Source organism: Terribacillus aidingensis (assembly GCF_040703035.1).
Classification (GTDB): domain Bacteria; phylum Bacillota; class Bacilli; order Bacillales; family Amphibacillaceae; genus Terribacillus.
The window spans coordinates 1,938,432-1,957,900 of the sequence record NZ_CP159996.1 but is presented as its reverse complement, the minus strand read 5'-3'; the positions used below and the strand labels follow the sequence as shown (position 1 = coordinate 1,957,900).

Here is a 19,469-nt window from a genome sequence, read left to right as displayed (position 1 = left end):
GGTACGTATGAAGAAGCACACACAGGATATTTATTTTACTGGATATGTGACCGTACTGATAAAAGGGGACAGACCGGAGCTATTTTTTAATCAGCTTGTACAGGAGAAGGTTCTTGTCTGGGATATCATCAAAAAAGACAGTCAGACATGTGAAGCGAAGATAAGGAAGCAGGATATAAGCAAGCTTCGCATGCAGCGAAGAGGGACAGGCTACAAAATTCAGTTCCGCAGCAAGCATGGGTTTCCTTTCCTCTTCACTGCATTGCTGCATAAGAAACCGTTGCTGCTCGGTATAGCCATCAGCATCCTGTCTATTTTCTTTCTCTCCAATACAGTCTGGAAAATTGAAGTGAAAGGCGTAAGCCCGGAGTTAGAGCATCAAATCGAAACACAGCTGGATGAGTACGGCGTGCGTTTAGGTGCCTTCAAGCTGACGCTTGGCGCTCCAGTTGATATCCAGCAGCGTTTGTTACAGGATATTCCGGATCTTCTATGGATAGGAGTGCAAGAGAAAGGGACAACCTATGCATTGGAAGGTGTACCGAAAACAATCGTTAAAGAAGAAGCACAACCAGGACCTCGGCACCTTGTGGCAAAGAAAAAAGGTGTTATCGTCGACATGTTTGTATCAGAAGGAGTGCCGCAAGTTGGGGTGCATGATTACGTAGAGCCTGGAGATGTGCTCGTTTCCGGTTTGATCGGGAATGAACCTCCTCCTATTGACAAGGATCAAAAGGATAAGACAAAGCAGAAAGATACACGTAAGCATGTTGCAGCGACTGGTAATGTCATCGCACGGACGTGGTATAATGTGTCTGCAGCAGTTCCGCTGGAAGAAACATATACTGTTCTTAGCGGTAAACAGGAAAATAAATATGCAATTCGGATTGGAGACAATTTCCAGTTTCCGGTTTGGGGGTTCGGGGAAACTGAGTTCAAGGATTCCCAGGAACAGACTGCTGTACGCCATCTCCGGTTCCTCCGCTGGGAGCTGCCGATCGGGATGAGTAAAACTACAGAATACGAACGGGTCACGAAACAAGTGAAACGGACAAAAGAGGAAGCGAGTAAACAGGCTGAAAAATTAGCCAAACAGGATTTACAGCTCCAAGTTGGTGCTGATGCTGACATTATTTCTCAAAAAATTTTACATGAGACTGTCGAGAATGGTAAAGTTAAATTAATCTTATACTTTCAAGTAAATGAAGATATCGCAATATCTCAACCTATATCTCAAGGAGATTGATTATGCCCGAAGACGTAAAACGTGTGAATTTGCAATTAAAAGATACTAATGAAACATTAGCTCTGTTCGGCACGGAGGATCGCCATCTGAAGCAGATCGAAGAACATTTCCGTGTTTCCATTGTCACGCGTGGGGAAGAAGTTCGCGTAACTGGACCAGAAGAAGAAGTCCGCACGACAGAGGAGCTGCTGCAAGCGTTGGCTGCTGTCATTCGGCGCGGCATTCCGATTGGAGAACGCGATGTGGTGTACGCTATTGAGTTAGCCAAAAAAGATAAACTGGATCAATTCGAAACATTATTTGATGATGAAATAACGAAAAATGCAAAAGGCAAGTCAATTCGTGTCAAAACACTCGGCCAGCGGAATTATATCAATGGTATCAAGTCCAATGACTTGGTCTTTGGTATTGGACCTGCCGGTACAGGTAAAACCTATTTGGCAGTTGTAATGGCCGTCAATGCTTTGAAAAAAGGTATCGTAAAGCGTATCATTTTGACACGGCCGGCAGTGGAAGCAGGCGAAAGCTTAGGATTCCTTCCAGGAGACTTGAAGGAAAAGGTAGATCCGTATTTGCGCCCGTTGTACGATGCCTTGCATGATGTACTCGGCTTAGAACAGACGACTCGTCTGATTGAGCGTGGAACGATCGAAATCGCTCCGCTTGCTTATATGCGCGGACGTACACTGGATGATGCTTTCGTTATCCTAGATGAAGCCCAAAACACAACAAACGCCCAGATGAAGATGTTCCTTACAAGACTCGGTTTCGGGTCCAAGATGGTCATCACAGGCGATTTGACTCAGATCGACTTGCCGAAAGGTGCTCTATCTGGTCTGCGTTCTATTGAGACAAAGCTCAGTAATGTAAAAGGTATCTATTTTACCTACTTAAAGCAGACAGACGTAGTGCGTCACCCGCTTGTGCAACGAATTATCGAAGCTTACGAATCAGAATAAAAAGGAAAGAGGCCCGGCTTCGGGTCTTTTTCGGTTTAAGCGGATAGGAGGGCAGAGAGTGGCTAGAAAGAAGTTCAGGGAACTGTTTAGAAGGAAATCAGAAGCTGGTGAACGTGCATTCATTTTGATTGGAGCAATATTGCTCGGGTGCTTCTTCTTTGTTACGACAGCTTCCAATGTGACAACGAAGAATTATGACGTCCAGATTTATGATGCAGCAAAAGAAACGATCCGTTCACCGATTACCATCGAGAATGAAGCCCAGACGGAAAGACAAAGACAGGAAGCCAGCCAGCAAATAGATGACCGCTATACTGTATCCTCTGAAATAACAGAAGCGAAAACAGATGCGGTTGAAGAGATTTTCTCTGCAATCGGACAAGCAGATGAAGCCGATCAGCCTATCGACCAAAGAGTCGAGTCAGTCAAGGATCTGCTTTCCGAATCTGTTAAGGAAGATTTGACGGACAGACAGCTGGAACAGCTGCTCCAAATACCGTCAGACGAAAGAGAAATCAGTGAAAAAGTATTCGTCGACACGATGACTGGATATCTTGAAGATGGGGTAAAACGCGATGAAGTACAGCAGACGAAGGAAGAGATGGGAGAAAGAATCGGTTATGCAGATGTGTCTGCTGGCGCTAAGCAAGCACTCCGTTCGCTGACTAACTTTGCTATTGTACAGAATGCATCCTTTGACGCACAGGATACAGCCTCAGCAAGAGCAGAAGCCCAGCAGAGCGTAGCACCTGTCATGATTCGTGCAGGCCAGATCATCGTCCAGGAAGGACAGACGATCACGAACGATGTTTATGAAGAACTGAAGCTCGTAGGTCTATTAAACAATACTAGGAATGTCCTGCCGCTTGTCGGTCTGGTACTATTCGTGGCTCTTTTAACCGGTGTTCTGGCATATGAAACAATACATACATTAAAAAAACGGACTAGACCGAGTAAGTCTGTCCTTTTGTTTTCGTTTTTGCTTATTTGTATGTCTGCCCTATTGTTGAAGTTGGTCAGTGCTCTTGGAACAACTGATCAGCATTATTATTTACTGCTTCCTGCTGCGTTTGCGGCAGTTTTGTTCAGGCATTTACTGAGCGAACGGTTCGCTATCGGATATGCCATCGTGTACAGTATATTGGCTGGGATCATTTTGAACGATGAAATACCTGGATCTTTAAACATGGAGGCGACACTTTACTTCCTGTTCGCCCAGCTGGCAGCCGTCTATTCCATTCGAAATGTAAAGGATAAAGCAGCGATGGCAAAAGCGCTTCTTTTGCTGGCAAGTGTGCAAGTGATTAGTGTATTGTTATTCTTATTCTTCGCATTCGAAAAATATGCTTGGGATGCGGTGCTGCTTTATGTAGGTTTTGCCGTTTTGTCTGCTATATTGTCAGTCGTACTTGTAGCTGGTATTCTGCCGTTCGTCGAAGCTGGATTCGGTGTCCTTTCCGAAACGAAGCTTTTAGCATTATCGAAACCGAATCACCCATTACTGAAAAAGATCCTTACTGATGCTCCTGGGACATATCATCACAGCATCATGGTAGCTAATTTGTGTGAAGCTGCATGTGAAGCAATCGGAGCAGATGGCCTGCTAGCCAGAGTCGGTGCATATTACCATGATCTTGGCAAAACACGACAGCCGCAGCTTTTCATTGAAAACCAAATGGGTCGAAAGAATCCACATGACAAGTTATCCCCGCGGCAAAGTGCTGAAATTATCATTCGCCATCCATTTGATGGGGCACAAATGCTGCAAAACAACCATTTTCCTAAGGAAATTGTTGATATGGCCAAACAGCATCATGGGACATCGCTTTTGAAGTTTTTTTACTACAAGGAAAAGGAATATAATAAAGACGTAAAGGAAGAAACTTATCGCTATCCAGGTCCAAAGCCTTCAACGAAAGAGACAGCGGTCCTATCGATTTGTGATTCTGTCGAAGCAGCAGTTCGATCCATGAAAGAGCCGACTCAGGAAAAAATCGGCACCTTGGTAGATAATATCATCAAGGATAAGCTAATGGATGGCCAACTGGATTGTGCGCCGTTGACTTTACAGGATTTGCAAGTAATCAAAGAAGCGATTTGTCAGGCGCTTACGGGAATATTTCATTCCCGGATCGAATACCCGGATGAAGAAAAAGTGAAGGAGGCAAACTAATGCATATTGATTTCCATGATAAAACGAATAGCGTGACAGCAGATTATGTAGATTTGATTGATCGGCTTATCCAATACGCAGCGGAAGCAGAGAAAATAACAGAAGAAGCGGAGATGTCCATCACATTTGTGGACAATGCTGAAATACAGGTGATCAATCGTAATTATCGTCAAAAGGATGTACCGACAGACGTCATCTCCTTTGCCATGCAAGAAGAAGGGGAAGGCGAACAGCAAATAATCGGAGAAGAAATCCCGATTGTTTACGGTGATATCATCATCTCTGTCGACAAAGCAAAAGAACAGGCAGAAGAGTATCAGCACAGTGTGGATAGGGAACTTGGTTTTCTCGCTTTGCATGGCTTCCTGCATCTTTTAGGATATGATCATATGAATGAGGCAGATGAGAAGAAGATGTTCGGTCGACAAGAGGAGATTTTGAATGGCTTCGGACTCAAACGGGAAGAAAACTAAGTCTGGCATCGGATTCCGCTATGCGTGGAATGGGATACGCTGGACTTTCCTCGAGGAGAGGAATTTCCGTATTCATACAATCGCAGCAATCATCGCGCTGATAACAGGCTTGATTCTCCGGATCGACCCAGCGGAATGGGCGGCTATCCTTTTAAGTATCGGTTTCGTCATTGTGACGGAAATGATTAATACAGTCGTCGAACTTATGATGGATCACCTATCGCCCGAACAAAGCAAGGCAGCAGGTCTCATCAAGGATATTGCAGCAGGTGCCGTCCTCATTGCGGCTATCACTGCCATTTGTGTCGGTCTTGTCGTTTTCGTTCCGGAAATCATTTCTGTATTGTGAGGAAAACCGTCCATGTAGATGGGCGGTTTTTTACTCCATTGGAGCGTCGTCTAGCTGCGGGAACCAGAAACTGCGTTGTAAGCAATGAATCCTGCCGTGGGGAAATCACCCACTCTGGGCTCCCTTGCTTACCACTTCGTTTCTTAACGGTTCCCTCCGCTTTTATTTCGTCTAGCTGCGAAGGCCAGAAACTGCGCCATAAGTGATAAGTCCCTGCGCAAGGAAATAACGCCTTGCTCTGGGCTTTCTCCCTTACTTCTTCGTTTCTAAACGGCCTTTTCCGCTTTTGATTTCATCTAGCTGCAAAGGCCAGAAACTGCGCCATAAGCGATAAGTCCCTGCGGAAGGAGAGTTCACCTCCCTCCGGGCCTTCTCACTTATTCCTCCGTTTCTAAACGGCCTTTTCCGCTTTTGGATAGCCGTCTAGCTGCGAAGACCAGAAACTGCGTTGTAAGCGATAAGTCCCTGCGGAAGGAGAGTTCACCTTCCTCCGGGCCTTCTCACTTACCACTTCGTTTCTAACCGGTCTTCTCCGCTTTTGGTTTTTTTTAACCCCTTTTGTCGAATGGGTGAAGTGGCGGGGGATTTGTAGTAAGATAGAGATACAACATTTTTATAGTACTCGAGGTTTTTGTCGTACTAGTACTTGGAGGAATATAACAGCATGGAGAAAGAATTTCGCTCAGGTTTCATTTCCATCATCGGGAGACCCAATGTTGGGAAATCAACTTTATTAAATCGTTTTGTCGGTCAGAAGATCTCTATTATGAGTGATAAGCCGCAGACGACGCGTAACCGGATTCAAGGGGTGCTCACGCAGGATGATGCACAATTCATCTTTATTGATACGCCTGGTATCCACAAACCGAAGCATAAGCTCGGAGATTTTATGGTGAAGACAGCAGAGAACACAATGAATGAAGTGGACGCTGTCATGTTCATGGTCAATGCCGAGGAAGGCTATGGCAGAGGGGATCAATTCATCCTTGAACGACTGCAGAAAGTCAACAACCCAGTTTTCCTGGTACTGAATAAAATTGATAAGGTCCATCCGGATAAGCTGCTCGAACTTATCGAGCTGTATAAGGACAAGTTGGACTTCACAGAAATTGTCCCAATCAGTGCGCTGGAAGGCAATAATACGGCGCATTTACTTGAAACGTTAAAAGGTTATCTGCCAGAGGGGCCGCAATATTACCCGGAAGACCAAGTGACGGATCACCCGGAGCGCTTCGTTATAAGTGAGCTCATTCGTGAGAAGGTACTGCATTTGACACGGGAGGAGATACCGCATTCGATCGCTGTTGTCATTGAAGCAATCGAGAATCGCCACAGCACGACGGAGAAGGTATTTATCCAAGCTACGATCATCACGGAACGAAAATCCCAAAAAGGGATCATCATCGGAAAGCAGGGCAGTATGCTCAAACAAGTCGGTAAGCTGGCGCGTAGAGATATAGAGATGCTGCTTGGCAGTAAGGTATTTCTCGAACTTTGGGTTAAAGTACAGCCTGATTGGCGTAATAAGCAAGCGCAGCTCAATGATTACGGTTTCAGCCGTGAAGAATATTGATAGCTGGTAATATTTGAAGCACATGGATTGAGGAGAAGGTGTCATCCTAACTAGGAGAATGTTTTGTATATTCATTTCTTAAAAAAAGCATAGAAAGGTGGACTTCCTGTGATTGATTTCCATTGGCAAATCTTTAGCAAGACCGGGAGTATCGAAACCTACTTATTGATGAAAGAAATCGAAACAATGTACAATTCACTATTACCTCCGGAGCAAAATAACATCATTGAGCTCCCGACTTATAATCGGCTTCAATCTAAAATGTAAGCAACTGGACTGGGGAGAGAGCGTTGCTCCAAAACGTAGAAGGAATAATCCTGCGCACACAGGATTATGGGGAAACACATAAAATCATTACCATATTCACAGAAGATCGCGGCAAGATCGCTGTGATGGCAAGAGGTGCAAAGAAACCGAAAAGCAGGATGGCTGCCATTGCGCAGCCATTCATCTTTGGGTCATTTCTAGTACAGCTTGGCTCGGGCATGGGAGCCATGCAGCAAGGAGAACCTCTGCAAAGCTTCCGGTCGATCCGTGAAGATATCGTCAAAACAGCTTATGCGTCTTATATAGCGGAAATGACAGACAAGCTGACAGATAATAATAAGCCTGATCCTGATTTATTCCGCCAGCTGCTGCAGGTGATGGAGTGGATCAATGACGGCAAGGATGCAGATGTTTTGCGAATCATTTATGAATTGAAGATGTTCCGCCGCGGTGGTTTTGCGCCGACAGTGCATCAATGCGTTAATTGCGGAAATACGGAGCTGCCTTTCCGGTTTTCCGTACCGGAAGGCGGTATGCTTTGCAGACGCTGTATGCATCTTGACCCGGATGCATATGTATTATCAGAAAAAGTAACGAAGCTTCTGCAGCTATTTTCGAGTATCGATATTTCCAGGATTGGCAATATTTCGGTGAAGCCAGAAACTAAACGGCTTCTAAACGAGCTGCTTGATACTTATTATGATCGGTACGGTGGTTATTTCCTGAAAAGCAAGAAGTTCCTTGCACAATTAGATAAACTTCAATAAAGGTTTGTTGACAATTAGTGCGGCCATTTAGTATGATAGTAACAAAATCGACGGCTTGCGTTGAAGAAGAGTAGTATCCGTCCGGTCCTTTGCATAGCGAATCTGGGATAGTGGGAGCCAGAACAAAGACAGACGGAGAAGGCGCTTTGGAGCAAAAGGAAAAAAGAGTGGCTTCCATTTGGGAGCAATTAGGGTGGAACCGCGGTAATCCCGTCCCTATGCTGTTTAAGCAGCATAAGGACGGGATTTTTCTTTGTCCATCCAGACGTTGATGAAAAGAAGATGGAGGGAATCCGATGAATATCCAAAATATGATTTTGACGTTACAAAAGCATTGGTCAGACCAGGGCTGTCTATTGATGCAGGCGTATGATGTAGAAAAAGGGGCAGGAACAATGAGCCCTATGACTTTATTGCGCAGCCTTGGACCTGAACCGTGGAACGTAGCTTATGTAGAGCCTTCCCGACGCCCAGCTGATGGCCGATACGGGGAAAACCCGAACCGTTTATACCAGCATCATCAATTCCAGGTGATCATGAAGCCTTCACCAGACAATATCCAGGAACTATACTTGGACTCTCTTCGCAAGTTGGGCATCGATCCATTGAAGCATGATATCCGTTTTGTTGAGGATAACTGGGAGAACCCGACACTTGGTGCCGCTGGACTTGGCTGGGAGGTTTGGCTTGATGGTATGGAAATCACGCAGTTCACGTATTTCCAGCAAATCGGCGGCTTGGAAGCAAAACCCGTTTCCGTTGAGATTACATATGGTCTGGAACGACTTGCTTCTTACATTCAAGATAAAGAGAATGTTTTCGAGCTCGAATGGACAGATGGCGTTACAGTAGCTGATATCTTCAAGCAGCCGGAGTTTGAGCATAGCACATATACTTTTAAAGAATCTGATACAGACATGCTGTTCCAGCTGTTTGATATGTACGAAAAAGAAGCGAAGCGGATCATGGATCAAGGGCTTGTCTTCCCTGCGTATGATTACGTGTTGAAATGTTCCCACACATTCAACTTGCTCGATGCCAAAGGCGCCATCTCAGTGACAGAGCGAACTGGTTATATCGGCAGAGTACGTAACTTGGCCAGATCCATTGCGAAGAGCTATGTAGCAGAACGGGAACGACTTGGCTTCCCAATGCTGAAAGAAGGAGCGGATGAGCATGCAAAATAAGGATGTACTTTTCGAAATTGGCTTAGAAGAAATGCCAGCACGGTTTTTGCCTGGCACGATTGAGCAGTTAGAAACCAAAACGACAGCATGGCTGAATGAGCTGGGTCTCTCCTTTGAAAAGGTACTTGTACAAGCAACACCGAGACGTGTGGCTGTTTCAATCCTAGCACTTTCCGATAAGCAGCCTGACATCGAAGAAGAAGTGAAAGGACCTGCACTTCGAATCGCAAAAGATGAAGCAGGACAATGGTCGAAGGCAGCACAAGGTTTCACGCGCGGTCAAGGTGCTTCAGTTGATGATATCTATACGAAAGACGTGGATGGAACAGAATATATCTTTGTGAAGAAGTTTGTCAAAGGTCAGCATGCTACAGACTTGCTTCCAGCTTTCAAAGATGTGCTGCTCAGTCTGCATTTCCCTAAGAATATGCGCTGGGGATCCGGCAGCTTGCGTTATGCACGACCAATTCGCTGGATCGTAGCATTGTATGGTGAAGCGGTCATTCCAATGGAGATAGCGGGAACAGCATCATCAAATCTTACTTACGGTCATCGATTCCTTGGAAAAACAGCTACAATTGATAATCCTTCTGTTTATGCATCTGTACTGGAAGAGCAATTTGTTATTGTGGATCAGGAGAAGCGTCAACAGATGATCATCGATGGTATTCGTCAATTGGAAACTGCAAACGGCTGGCAAATTCCAATTGATGAAGATCTTTTGGAGGAAGTGCTGTATTTGGTGGAATACCCGACTGTATTCCATGGCGATTTTGCTGCCAGCTTCCTGGATTTGCCGCAAGAAGTGCTGATTACGAGCATGAAGGAACATCAGCGTTACTTCCCAGTTACAGACACGTCTGGGCAGCTGTTACCGCATTTCATCGGTGTACGTAACGGAAACAGCGATCATTTGGAGAATGTAGCACGCGGAAACGAAAAGGTGCTTCGTGCCAGACTTCAGGATGCCGAATTCTTCTATGCGGAGGATAAAGCGCAGCCGATTGAGAAAGCGCAAGAAAAGCTGTCTAAAATGGTGTATCAAGTAGAACTCGGTACCTTGCAGGATAAAGTGGACCGAGTAACGAAGATTGCGAAGATGATTAGTGAAGCTGCAGCTATCGATTCGGAAACGTCAGCTCGAGCAGAGCGCGCTGCAAGCATCGCCAAATTTGACCTTGTGACGAATATGGTGAACGAATTCACTGAACTTCAAGGTATCATGGGTGAGAAATATGCACGCCACTTCGGCGAAGCTGAAGAAGTAGCCCAAGCAATTCGCGAACAGTATATGCCGCTTTCCTCTCATGGAGAGCTTCCTGAGTCTGTGGAAGGTACGATTGTCAGCATTGCCGATAAACTGGACACAATCGTTGGAAGCATGGTAATCGGCAATGTTCCGACTGGTTCACAGGATCCTTATGGTTTACGCCGTCAGGCAATTGGTATCATCCAAATGCTGTTGAAGACAGACTGGCAGATCACGGTAGAAGAGATAGTCGATCGCACAGTGGAATTGTTTGAGCAGCAAGCTTTGCCGACTGTTGAAAAGGATACCTATACAGAAGATATTCGCAATTTCTTCCACCAGCGTGCTTCTCAATTGCTGAAAGAAGAAGGTATCTCTCATGATGTTGTGGAAGCCGTTCTTTCTGTACAAATCGGTAACTATCCGTACACACTTGCTAAAGCGAAAACATTGCAAGTATTGCGTCAGGATGAGAGCTTCAAACCAACTCAGGAAGCATTGGGACGCGTCATCAACCTTGCTAAAAAAGGTGCTGATCATGGGGTAGAGGAAGCGTTATTCGAAAATGAATACGAGAAGCAGCTCTACAGCAAGCTCGATGAGAACAAAAAAGCTTATATGGAAGCTGCAAGCAACCGTCAAGCGAAAGAAGCTCTGGATACGCTGGCAGCGTTCGCTGACACTATCCATGCATTCTTCGACCATACAATGGTCATGGCAGAGGATGAAAAATTAAAAACGAACCGCTTATCATTATTGAACCAATTGGCTGCACTGATTCTCAGCTATGCAGATGTGACAAAAGTACAGTGGAAACAGGTCCAATGAGGGCAGTTCTTGGATAGAGGTGATGAACATGGATTTGTCTAAAAGACAACAGCAGATTATCGCGATTGTGAAAGAAGCGGGTCCGATTACAGGAGAACAGATCGCGGAGCGGCTTAATCTGACACGGGCGACTTTGCGTCCGGATTTGGCGATCCTGACAATGGTAGGTTTCCTGGATGCAAGACCGCGTGTTGGTTACTTCTATACGGGTAAAACAGGTTCAGAAATCATTACAGAAAAACTGATGAAATACAAAGTAGAGACCTTCCAATCGATGCCGATTGTCGTCAAAGAGGATGATTCAGCTTATGACGCGATCAGTGCAATGTTCCTGAGTGATGTCGGAACGCTTTTTGCAGTCGATCAAGACAACAATCTCGTTGGAGTCGTTTCTCGTAAGGATCTGCTGCGAGCAAGTATCGGCAATCAGGTACTGCAGGAAATTCCAGTTCATATCATCATGACGAGGATGCCGAACGTAGCCGTTTGTTATCCGGATGAATTGCTGGTGGAAGCGGCCAATCGGTTGATTGATAAACAAATCGACAGTCTTCCGGTCATAGAAAGATCAACTGAGGCAGGTGCCAAAGTAGTTGGACGTATTACAAAGACAACGATCACAAAGGCTTTTGTGGAACTTGCTCGAAATGAACTTATGTAAATATATCCAGGAGGGGAACCGATGGAGAAACCTATCGTCTATGTTGTATCAGATTCTGTAGGGGAAACAGCAGAGCTAGTCGTTAAAGCAGCATTAAGTCAGTTTAATTTGGAAGAGCCGTTTGCTTTGCAGCGAGTTCCCTACGTAGAGAACACAGCTATATTGGAAGAAACGCTGAAACAAGCAAACGAACGTCCATCAATCATCGCCTTCACGATGGTCAATCCGGATTTCCGGGCTTTCCTTACTAGCGAAGCACAAAGGCACGGTATACCTTGCATCGACCTGATGGGTCCGCTTATGGATGCGATGGCTGATATGTTCCATCAGAAACCAAAGCTTCAGCCAGGCCTTGTCCATCGTCTTGATGAAGATTATTTCCGCAGAATTGAAGCGATCGAATTTGCGGTTCGTTATGACGATGGACGTGATCCACGTGGTATTGCAAGGGCTGATATTGTACTCATTGGTGTATCGCGCACATCCAAAACGCCATTATCACAGTATCTGGCGCATAAACGTCTGAAAGTCGCCAATGTACCGATTGTCCCGGAAGTAGATCCGCCTCGGGAACTTTTCCAAGTGGATCCTTCTAAATGTATCGGTCTACGCATCAGTCCAGAGAAGCTAAACGATATCCGCAAGGAACGTCTAAAAGCGCTCGGTCTGGGGGATCAAGCGAGCTATGCCAATATCGACCGAATCAATCATGAACTGGAACATTTTGATAAGATTGCCGAACGTATCGGCTGTCGTGTAATTGATGTTTCCAATAAAGCAGTTGAAGAAACTGCCAATAGTATCTTGACTGTCCGCAACCAACAGGATTAAGTTAATACAAAGTTAGTGTTAAGATTCTGTTTATCATGTTGACGGTCCTCCGGTAAAATCTTTACGATAAAAACAGAAGAGGTAACGGCAGGCATCTGTTGTTGCCTCTTCTGTTTCGTAAATGACGTCTACAAGGAGACCTAACATGAAAAAACAACAGCAGATCCAATCGATCTATCTGATGAGACTCTTGGCAATGTCACTTGTCGTGCTCGTCCATGTGACAGGTGCATATGCAACAGTTCTTCCATTTGCAGGCGATGCGTACGAGAAATATCATTTTTTGAATAGGATCATCCGGATAGAAGCAGGGTTGTTTATAGCTATTACCGGTCTGGTTTTCTTTTATCAATACAAGCACAAAAAACTGACAAAGTCCTTATGGAAAGATTATTACAAGAAGCGAGTCAGCTTTATCCTGATTCCTTACATCATTTGGGCTCTTGTGTACGAAGTGCATAAAGTGATTCTCGGCTTTGGAGATCTCCATCCAGCAGCTATCGCCAAGCGGATACTCTTTGGAGAAAGCTACTATCAGCTGCACTTTATATTTCTCATTGTTCAAATATATGTCGTTTTGCCTTTGCTGATTTGGCTGGATCATAAAGTTGCTATCTTTAGAAAATATATGTTTGTGTTCGGCGGCTTGCTGCAATTAGGCTATATTGCCCTGCAGACGTTCGTGCCATTGAGCCCTTTTCCGTTATTTCTGCAATTAATGGGTACGTTATTGCTCGGAGGATGGATAGGCATACACTATGATAGGGAAAAAGCGAAAAGCAGACGCTGGACTACCTGGGGATGGCTGCTGATCAGTGGTATAGCAGGATCAGCCATAGCGGTTTATTATTATTTCTCCGGAACTCTCGGTGCATTTGAATGGAACAACATTTTATATGAGAGTGTAAATTATGTTTTCCTTATAACAGGCTGTTACAGCATATTCCGGATTACTGAATCTTTGGCAGACAAGCTTTCGCCGTCAACATTAGCCAGATTACAGCAAATTGCGAGCTATTCCTTCGGTTACTATCTGCTGCATCCGCTCATTCTGGATTATGTAACCAGAACAATCCCTGCATACAGCAACTATTTATTTCATATATAGATAATGCTCCGTTATCTCGCTGTAATGGGACTTTGTTTTTTGATCATTTATCTCTGTCATCGCTTTGTGCCTTTTGCTTCGTTATTCTTTGGTAAATTACCAAGAAACAGCAGTCTGCCGAAGCAATCAAAGGCTTCCTGAACGCCAGTTAAAATAATGGCTTTTTTAAATACTTTGTATTATAATTAGTTTTTGTGAAAAAATGTTGTTAGTATGAAAAAAGTTTAATTGGTAACCCTTGAGGTAAAAAGCTTTATAAAAATTTTACGAAAAAGGAAGGATTCCGCATTTTATTGTAGAATTAGTGAGACATGAAATCACATAACCCTATTGTCTATGTGGATGCAGATAGCTGTCCTGTCAAGAAGGAGATTGTTTCTGCATGTGCAGCCTATCACGTTCCTGTCCGATTCGTAACCACAATCAATCATCTGAGCAGTGATTCAGATGCCTCCTGGGTGGTTCTTGATCCAGTGGATCAGGCGGTGGATTGGTATATTCTGAACCATATAACGTCTGGAGCTTGTGTTGTAACTCAAGACCTAGCTTTGGCTACTTTGCTCACAGCCAAGGACGTAACAGTCATCACACCTCGCGGAGAGCTGATTACGGAGGACGATGCCGATGAGATCCTTCTAAGAAAGCATATGCGAATCCAAAATCAACGACAGGGCAAACGAATTAAGGGACCTTCCAAGCTGACAGCTGCCGACAGAAGAAGATTCCTTACTATTTTTTCGTCTTTTTGTCGAAAAATGCAGGAATCAGACGGAAGTTGTTGAATTATATAGGTTGGTGATGTGAAATGGCTGGTGCAATACCAGAAGAAATAGTCGAGGAAGTCCGCAAGTCAAATGATATCGTCGATGTGGTCGGCGAGCATGTCCAATTAAAGAAACAAGGCCGGAACTACTTCGGGCTTTGTCCATTCCATGGTGAAAAATCACCATCATTCTCCGTGACCCAGGAAAAGCAGATTTTTCATTGTTTCGGTTGTGGAAAGGGAGGAAATGTATTTACCTTTCTAATGGAATTAGAAGGCCTTTCCTTTTCCCAGGCTGTTCAAAAGCTTGCAGAGAGAAGCGGGACAGAGGTGCCTGCTTCTGTAGCAGCACAGCAGGAACGCGGGCAATCCAGGGAAGAGCAGACTGCACTTGAGGCGAACGAATGGGTCGTCAAGCTCTACCATAACTTGCTGCGCAACACGAAAGAAGGTAAGACTGGTTATGAATATCTTCTCGGCCGCGGTTTGACGGATGAGACGATTGACACCTTCCAGCTAGGCTTTGCACCAAACAGCAGAGACTTTACTGTAAAATTCCTTGAAGGAAAAGGATACAAGCCGCAAGAACTGCTTCATACAGGTCTTTTTTCAACCGATAAAGAAAATAAGCCTCAGGATCGCTTCCGGGGGCGCGTTATTTTCCCGATACGGAACCATCTCGGTAAGACAGTAGGCTTCGGTGGCCGTACACTAGGTGGAGGTCAGGAACCGAAGTACTTGAACAGTTCCGAAAGTGAGCTTTTCCAAAAAGGAAGAATGCTGTTCAATTTCGACTTAGCCAGAAGTGAAATTCGTAAGACGGGTCAGGTCGTTGTATTCGAGGGTTACAATGATGTGATTGCAGCGCATCAAGCAGGTGTCAGAAACGGGGTTGCAACGCTTGGGACATCTCTGACAGAGACCCAGGCAAGGCTTTTAAAGCGGTATGCAGAGCAGGTTGTCATTTGTTATGACGGCGATAAGGCGGGGTTTGAAGCGACTTACCGAGCTTTGCAAATACTGCAAAAAACTGGCAATCATGTGCGTGTTGCTATGCTTCGGGACGGTTTGGATCCAGATGACTACATCCGTGAGCATGGAGCAGAGAAGTTCAAACGATCCATCATCGATGCAGCACTGACGGCTATGTCCTTCATGATGCACTACTTGAAGCAGGACTTCAACCTTTCACTTGAAGGAGATCGCCTGCAGTATGTAGAAAAAGTATTGGATGAGATTGCGCAGATTGAAAGCTCTGTAGAACGGGAACACTATCTGCGGGAGCTGTCTAACGCAATGGACCTTTCCTTGGATACGCTTGTCGCCGATCTTGAGCCCAGACTCCGTAAACGGGAAAGCAAGAGAGGAGCCAGCAATTCGGCTAAAGCACCGGCTCCAAAGCAGCAATCCCGTCGAAATTATGAAAAAAAAATACCAACTGCTTTTCAGACGGCAGAAAAACAGCTGTTGGCGCATATGCTTAGAACAGCGGCAATTGCGGATAAAGTGCAAGAAGAGTTAGGGGCTTCATTTATAACGGATCAGGTCCAGGTGATCGCCACTCATCTGTATGCTTTTTACGAAGAGGGCAATGATGCGGATGTGAGCCAGTTCGTATCATCGCTGGAGGATCCTTCCTTGCAGCAGCTGGTCATCCAGGCAGCTATGCTGCCGGTAGTCGAGGATATCAGTGATCAGGAAATCAGCGATTATATCCGCACCATTAAACGCGAGCAAGTGAATAAGACGGATATTAGCCAGCTGCTGGCCGAACAGAGGCAAGCCGAACAGGAAAATGATCCCATTCGGGCAGCACAGATAGCCATGAAAATCATGGAAATACGAAGAACTTTAAAAAGTTCTCTGTAACAATAGATAGCTTGATGTTTTGGAAGGAGGAGGACTTATGGCAGAGAATAAGCCAGCAGGTTCTAAAGTGAATGAGACTGAAATGACATTGGAGCAAGCAAAAGAACTCCTTGTTGAAATGGGTAAAAAGCGTGGAGTCCTTGCTTATGAAGAGGTAAGTGAGCGTCTTGCAAGCTTTGAATTGGATTCCGATCAGATGGATGAGATCTACGAGCACTTGAACGAACAAAATGTGGAAGTGATTGGTGAATCCGACCAGGACCCGAATATGAAACAAATTGCGAAAGAGGAAGAATTCGACTTGAATGACCTAAGTGTACCACTGGGCATCAAGATCAATGACCCTGTCCGCATGTACTTGAAAGAAATTGGCCGCGTCGATTTATTGTCAGCAAAAGAGGAAATTGCGCTGGCTGAACGTATCGAAGCTGGAGATGAAGTGGCAAAACGCCGATTGGCGGAAGCGAACTTACGTCTAGTAGTAAGTATTGCAAAACGTTATGTAGGACGTGGAATGCTGTTCTTGGATTTAATCCAGGAAGGTAACATGGGTCTCATTAAAGCAGTTGAAAAATTTGATTATCGTAAAGGTTTCAAATTCAGTACGTATGCTACTTGGTGGATCCGTCAGGCAATCACTCGTGCAATTGCTGACCAAGCGCGTACAATTCGTATTCCTGTGCATATGGTCGAAACGATCAATAAGTTGATCCGTGTGCAGCGTCAGCTCCTGCAGGATCTAGGGCGTGAGCCGTCTCCAGAAGAGATTGGTGAAGAGATGGAGCTTACACCGGAAAAAGTACGTGAAATCTTGAAAATTGCTCAAGAACCTGTATCCCTTGAAACACCAATTGGTGAGGAAGATGACTCCCATCTTGGGGACTTTATTGAGGATCAGGAAGCAACTTCTCCTTCTGACCATGCAGCATACGAATTGCTGAAAGAACAGTTGGAAGATGTACTTGATACATTAACTGACCGGGAAGAGAATGTGCTTCGTCTGCGTTTCGGACTTGATGACGGAAGAACAAGAACACTTGAAGAAGTCGGCCGGGTATTCGGCGTAACCAGAGAGCGTATCCGTCAAATCGAAGCTAAAGCATTGCGCAAGCTTCGCCATCCAAGCCGTAGCAAACGCTTGAAAGATTTCCTGGAATAAGAAGGCTTTCGCTCAGCTATCATGTGTGTAACCGCATGTGGCTGGGCTTTCTTATTGCCCTTAGGAATACATACATTTTACAAAAATTGAAAGCCGAATGCAAATTCTCTCAGCAAAAAGTGTGGGAGGATTTTTTACAAAAAACACGTATATTTGACAAAGGAGTTGGATATAATGAACGTTTTATCATTGTCAGAGCGGCTTTCAGCAGTCGCTGCCCATTTGCCGAAATCTGCGCATTTTGTCGATGTTGGATCTGATCATGCTTATCTACCTTGCTATGTATGTTTGCAGGATCCATCCAGCAAAGCTGTAGCAGGAGAAATTAATGAGGGACCATATCGCAGTGCTCAGAAACAGGTGAAGCTACAAGGCTTAACAGATCAAATAGATGTACGAAAAGGAGATGGACTTGCAGTTGTTCAACCAGACGAGGTAAAACAAGTCGTTGTCGCAGGTATGGGCGGTCCATTGATTGCATCAATTTTAGAACAAGGCAAAGAAAAGCTTGGTCGTGTAGAACAGCTTATTGTTCAGCCCAATATAGATGCCAGAGCTCTGCGCAAATGGTTCCAGAAAAATGGATTCATCCTGCAGAAGGAACAAATCTTAGAAGAAGCCGGCCATATTTATGAGGTGTTGGTAGCTGTTCGTGAGGGAAAGAGTATTTATCACGAGGATGCAGATGTACGTGAGAAGGAGCTTTTGTTTGGTCCTGTCTTATTGAAGGAAAAAAATGAAGCTTTCCGGGCAAAATGGCTGGACTACAAGCGGAAGCTGGAGCGTAATGTGGCGAACATGCAGCATGCTCAGCAAGTTGATGAAGCTAAGCTTGCATCTTTCAAAACAGAGCTTAGATGGCTGGAGGAGGAATTAAATGACTGATAAGCAGAAGCGTATAGCAGACGTGATTGCGTATTTCGAGTCATGGTGCCCGCCTTCGCTTGCAGAAAAGTGGGATAATGTCGGGTTGCAAGTGGGAACGCTTGATCAAGCTGTTTCGGGTGTGCTGACGACATTGGATGTAACCGAAGCCGTTGTAGACGAGGCTATCATGCATAATGCCAATCTGATTATTGCACATCACCCATTATTATTTGCACCTCCAAAGAAATTGGATATCGACACTCCTAAAGGACGCGTCATTCAGAAGCTTCTGAAGCATGATATAACTGTGTATGCAGCGCATACGAATCTCGACATTGTTGAAGGTGGTGTCAATGATTTGATGGCAGATGCATTGGGGCTTGAACAAAAGCGCGTGTTCCTTCCTTTGGGACATCAAATTTTCAAAAAATTGATTGTGTTTGTTCCGAAAACACATGAACAAAACGTGAAGGATGCATTGCATACGAACGGAGCCGGAAACGTAGGTAACTATGAGAAGGTCAGTTTTGTTTCAGAAGGCAGCGGGTATTTTCAGCCGAATGCGGAAGCACAGCCATTCATCGGTCAAGCAGGAGAAATAGAACGCGTAGAAGAGGTTCGTATCGAAATGCTTGTGCCTGAAGAGAATATAAGTAAGGCAGTAGCTGCTATGATAGAAGCACATCCTTATGAGGAAGTCGCTTACGATGTTTACCCTGTTGAAATGAAAGGGAAGGCTTATGGATTAGGAAGAACCGGTAAACTGCCTTCTCCCATGACCTTGCAGGAATTGGCTCAACTGGTGAAACAGCGGTATGATGTCCAGCATATACGATTCACGGGTGATGCTTCTGCCTCAGTAGAAACAGTAGCTGTACTCGGAGGAAGCGGCCGGGATTATATTGATCAGGCAATGCAGCAAGCTGATGTATATATAACAGGTGATTTAACTTTTCATGAAACACAGGATGCAATGCTAGCGGGTCTTTGTCTTATTGATCCCGGTCATTATGCAGAGAAGATTATGAAGCAAAAAGTGGCTGATTATCTACAGCCTGCATTTACAAATGTGCCAATACGTGTGTCGCAAGTAAACACGGATCCATTTCAAGCTATATAAAAAACCGAGTCCAGCCGGAC

General features: G+C 44.9%; 17 protein-coding genes and 1 pseudogene. All 18 read left to right on the top strand.

What is annotated here, in order from left to right; all coding sequences use genetic code 11:
* The first annotated feature begins 7 nt into the window (after positions 1 to 7).
* The 18 genes and pseudogenes from yqfD (at position 8) to ABXS78_RS10285 (ending at position 19,449) form a co-directional block, all read left to right on the top strand.
* Positions 8 to 1,246 carry a sporulation protein YqfD gene (yqfD, locus tag ABXS78_RS10370; protein ID WP_366247182.1) on the top strand — a complete coding sequence of 413 codons (1,239 nt, stop codon included), beginning with the start codon at positions 8 to 10 and terminating at the stop codon, positions 1,244 to 1,246.
* Between the two features lie 2 nt (positions 1,247 to 1,248).
* Positions 1,249 to 2,205 (top strand): PhoH family protein, encoded by a 957-nt coding sequence (locus ABXS78_RS10365; protein ID WP_095222486.1) that lies wholly within the window; start codon positions 1,249 to 1,251, stop codon positions 2,203 to 2,205.
* Positions 2,206 to 2,263: 58 nt separating this feature from the next.
* The gene (locus ABXS78_RS10360) at positions 2,264 to 4,378 is read left to right on the top strand and encodes an HDIG domain-containing metalloprotein (protein WP_366247181.1); all 2,115 of its coding nucleotides are present in this window, start codon (positions 2,264 to 2,266) and stop codon (positions 4,376 to 4,378) included.
* Positions 4,378 to 4,851, top strand: a complete 474-nt coding sequence (ybeY, locus tag ABXS78_RS10355) for an rRNA maturation RNase YbeY (RefSeq protein WP_366247180.1) — start codon at positions 4,378 to 4,380, stop codon at positions 4,849 to 4,851. The genes ABXS78_RS10360 and ybeY overlap by 1 nt, the downstream gene beginning before the upstream one ends.
* Positions 4,820 to 5,200 (top strand): diacylglycerol kinase family protein, encoded by a 381-nt coding sequence (locus ABXS78_RS10350; RefSeq protein WP_366247179.1) that lies wholly within the window; start codon positions 4,820 to 4,822, stop codon positions 5,198 to 5,200. Before ybeY ends, ABXS78_RS10350 begins: the two co-directional genes overlap by 32 nt.
* A 664-nt stretch (positions 5,201 to 5,864) precedes the next feature.
* Complete coding sequence (era, locus tag ABXS78_RS10345) at positions 5,865 to 6,773, top strand: GTPase Era (RefSeq protein WP_366247178.1); 909 nt, start codon at positions 5,865 to 5,867, stop codon at positions 6,771 to 6,773.
* Between the two features lie 108 nt (positions 6,774 to 6,881).
* Positions 6,882 to 6,956, top strand: a pseudogene (locus ABXS78_RS10340) (YqzL family protein); the annotation flags it as partial.
* A 107-nt stretch (positions 6,957 to 7,063) separates the two neighbouring features.
* On the top strand, positions 7,064 to 7,807 hold the full coding sequence (gene recO / locus ABXS78_RS10335; RefSeq protein ID WP_366247177.1) for a DNA repair protein RecO: 744 nt from the start codon (positions 7,064 to 7,066) through the stop codon (positions 7,805 to 7,807).
* Between the two features lie 296 nt (positions 7,808 to 8,103).
* The gene (gene glyQ, locus ABXS78_RS10330; protein WP_366247176.1) at positions 8,104 to 8,994 is read left to right on the top strand and encodes a glycine--tRNA ligase subunit alpha; all 891 of its coding nucleotides are present in this window, start codon (positions 8,104 to 8,106) and stop codon (positions 8,992 to 8,994) included.
* Positions 8,984 to 11,071 (top strand): glycine--tRNA ligase subunit beta, encoded by a 2,088-nt coding sequence (gene glyS / locus ABXS78_RS10325; protein ID WP_366247175.1) that lies wholly within the window; start codon positions 8,984 to 8,986, stop codon positions 11,069 to 11,071. The genes glyQ and glyS overlap by 11 nt, the downstream gene beginning before the upstream one ends.
* A 28-nt stretch (positions 11,072 to 11,099) precedes the next feature.
* Positions 11,100 to 11,732 (top strand): helix-turn-helix transcriptional regulator, encoded by a 633-nt coding sequence (locus ABXS78_RS10320; protein ID WP_095222495.1) that lies wholly within the window; start codon positions 11,100 to 11,102, stop codon positions 11,730 to 11,732.
* 21 nt (positions 11,733 to 11,753) lie between these two features.
* Positions 11,754 to 12,563, top strand: a complete 810-nt coding sequence (locus ABXS78_RS10315) for a pyruvate, water dikinase regulatory protein (protein ID WP_366247174.1) — start codon at positions 11,754 to 11,756, stop codon at positions 12,561 to 12,563.
* A 145-nt stretch (positions 12,564 to 12,708) separates the two neighbouring features.
* A complete protein-coding gene (locus ABXS78_RS10310) occupies positions 12,709 to 13,671 on the top strand; it encodes an acyltransferase (protein WP_366247173.1) in 963 nt (320 codons plus the stop codon).
* A gap of 311 nt (positions 13,672 to 13,982) precedes the next feature.
* On the top strand, positions 13,983 to 14,453 hold the full coding sequence (locus tag ABXS78_RS10305; RefSeq protein WP_095222498.1) for a DUF188 domain-containing protein: 471 nt from the start codon (positions 13,983 to 13,985) through the stop codon (positions 14,451 to 14,453).
* 23 nt (positions 14,454 to 14,476) lie between these two features.
* A complete protein-coding gene (gene dnaG / locus ABXS78_RS10300) occupies positions 14,477 to 16,303 on the top strand; it encodes a DNA primase (protein WP_366247172.1) in 1,827 nt (608 codons plus the stop codon).
* A 37-nt stretch (positions 16,304 to 16,340) separates the two neighbouring features.
* Positions 16,341 to 17,462: an RNA polymerase sigma factor RpoD gene (rpoD, locus tag ABXS78_RS10295; RefSeq protein WP_038561388.1), complete on the top strand. Its 1,122-nt coding sequence runs from the start codon at positions 16,341 to 16,343 to the stop codon at positions 17,460 to 17,462.
* A 174-nt stretch (positions 17,463 to 17,636) separates the two neighbouring features.
* Positions 17,637 to 18,347, top strand: coding sequence for a tRNA (adenine(22)-N(1))-methyltransferase TrmK (locus tag ABXS78_RS10290; RefSeq protein ID WP_366247171.1), 711 nt, complete (start codon positions 17,637 to 17,639; stop codon positions 18,345 to 18,347).
* Positions 18,340 to 19,449 carry a Nif3-like dinuclear metal center hexameric protein gene (locus ABXS78_RS10285; RefSeq protein WP_366247170.1) on the top strand — a complete coding sequence of 370 codons (1,110 nt, stop codon included), beginning with the start codon at positions 18,340 to 18,342 and terminating at the stop codon, positions 19,447 to 19,449. Before ABXS78_RS10290 ends, ABXS78_RS10285 begins: the two co-directional genes overlap by 8 nt.
* The last annotated feature ends 20 nt before the right edge of the window (positions 19,450 to 19,469 follow it).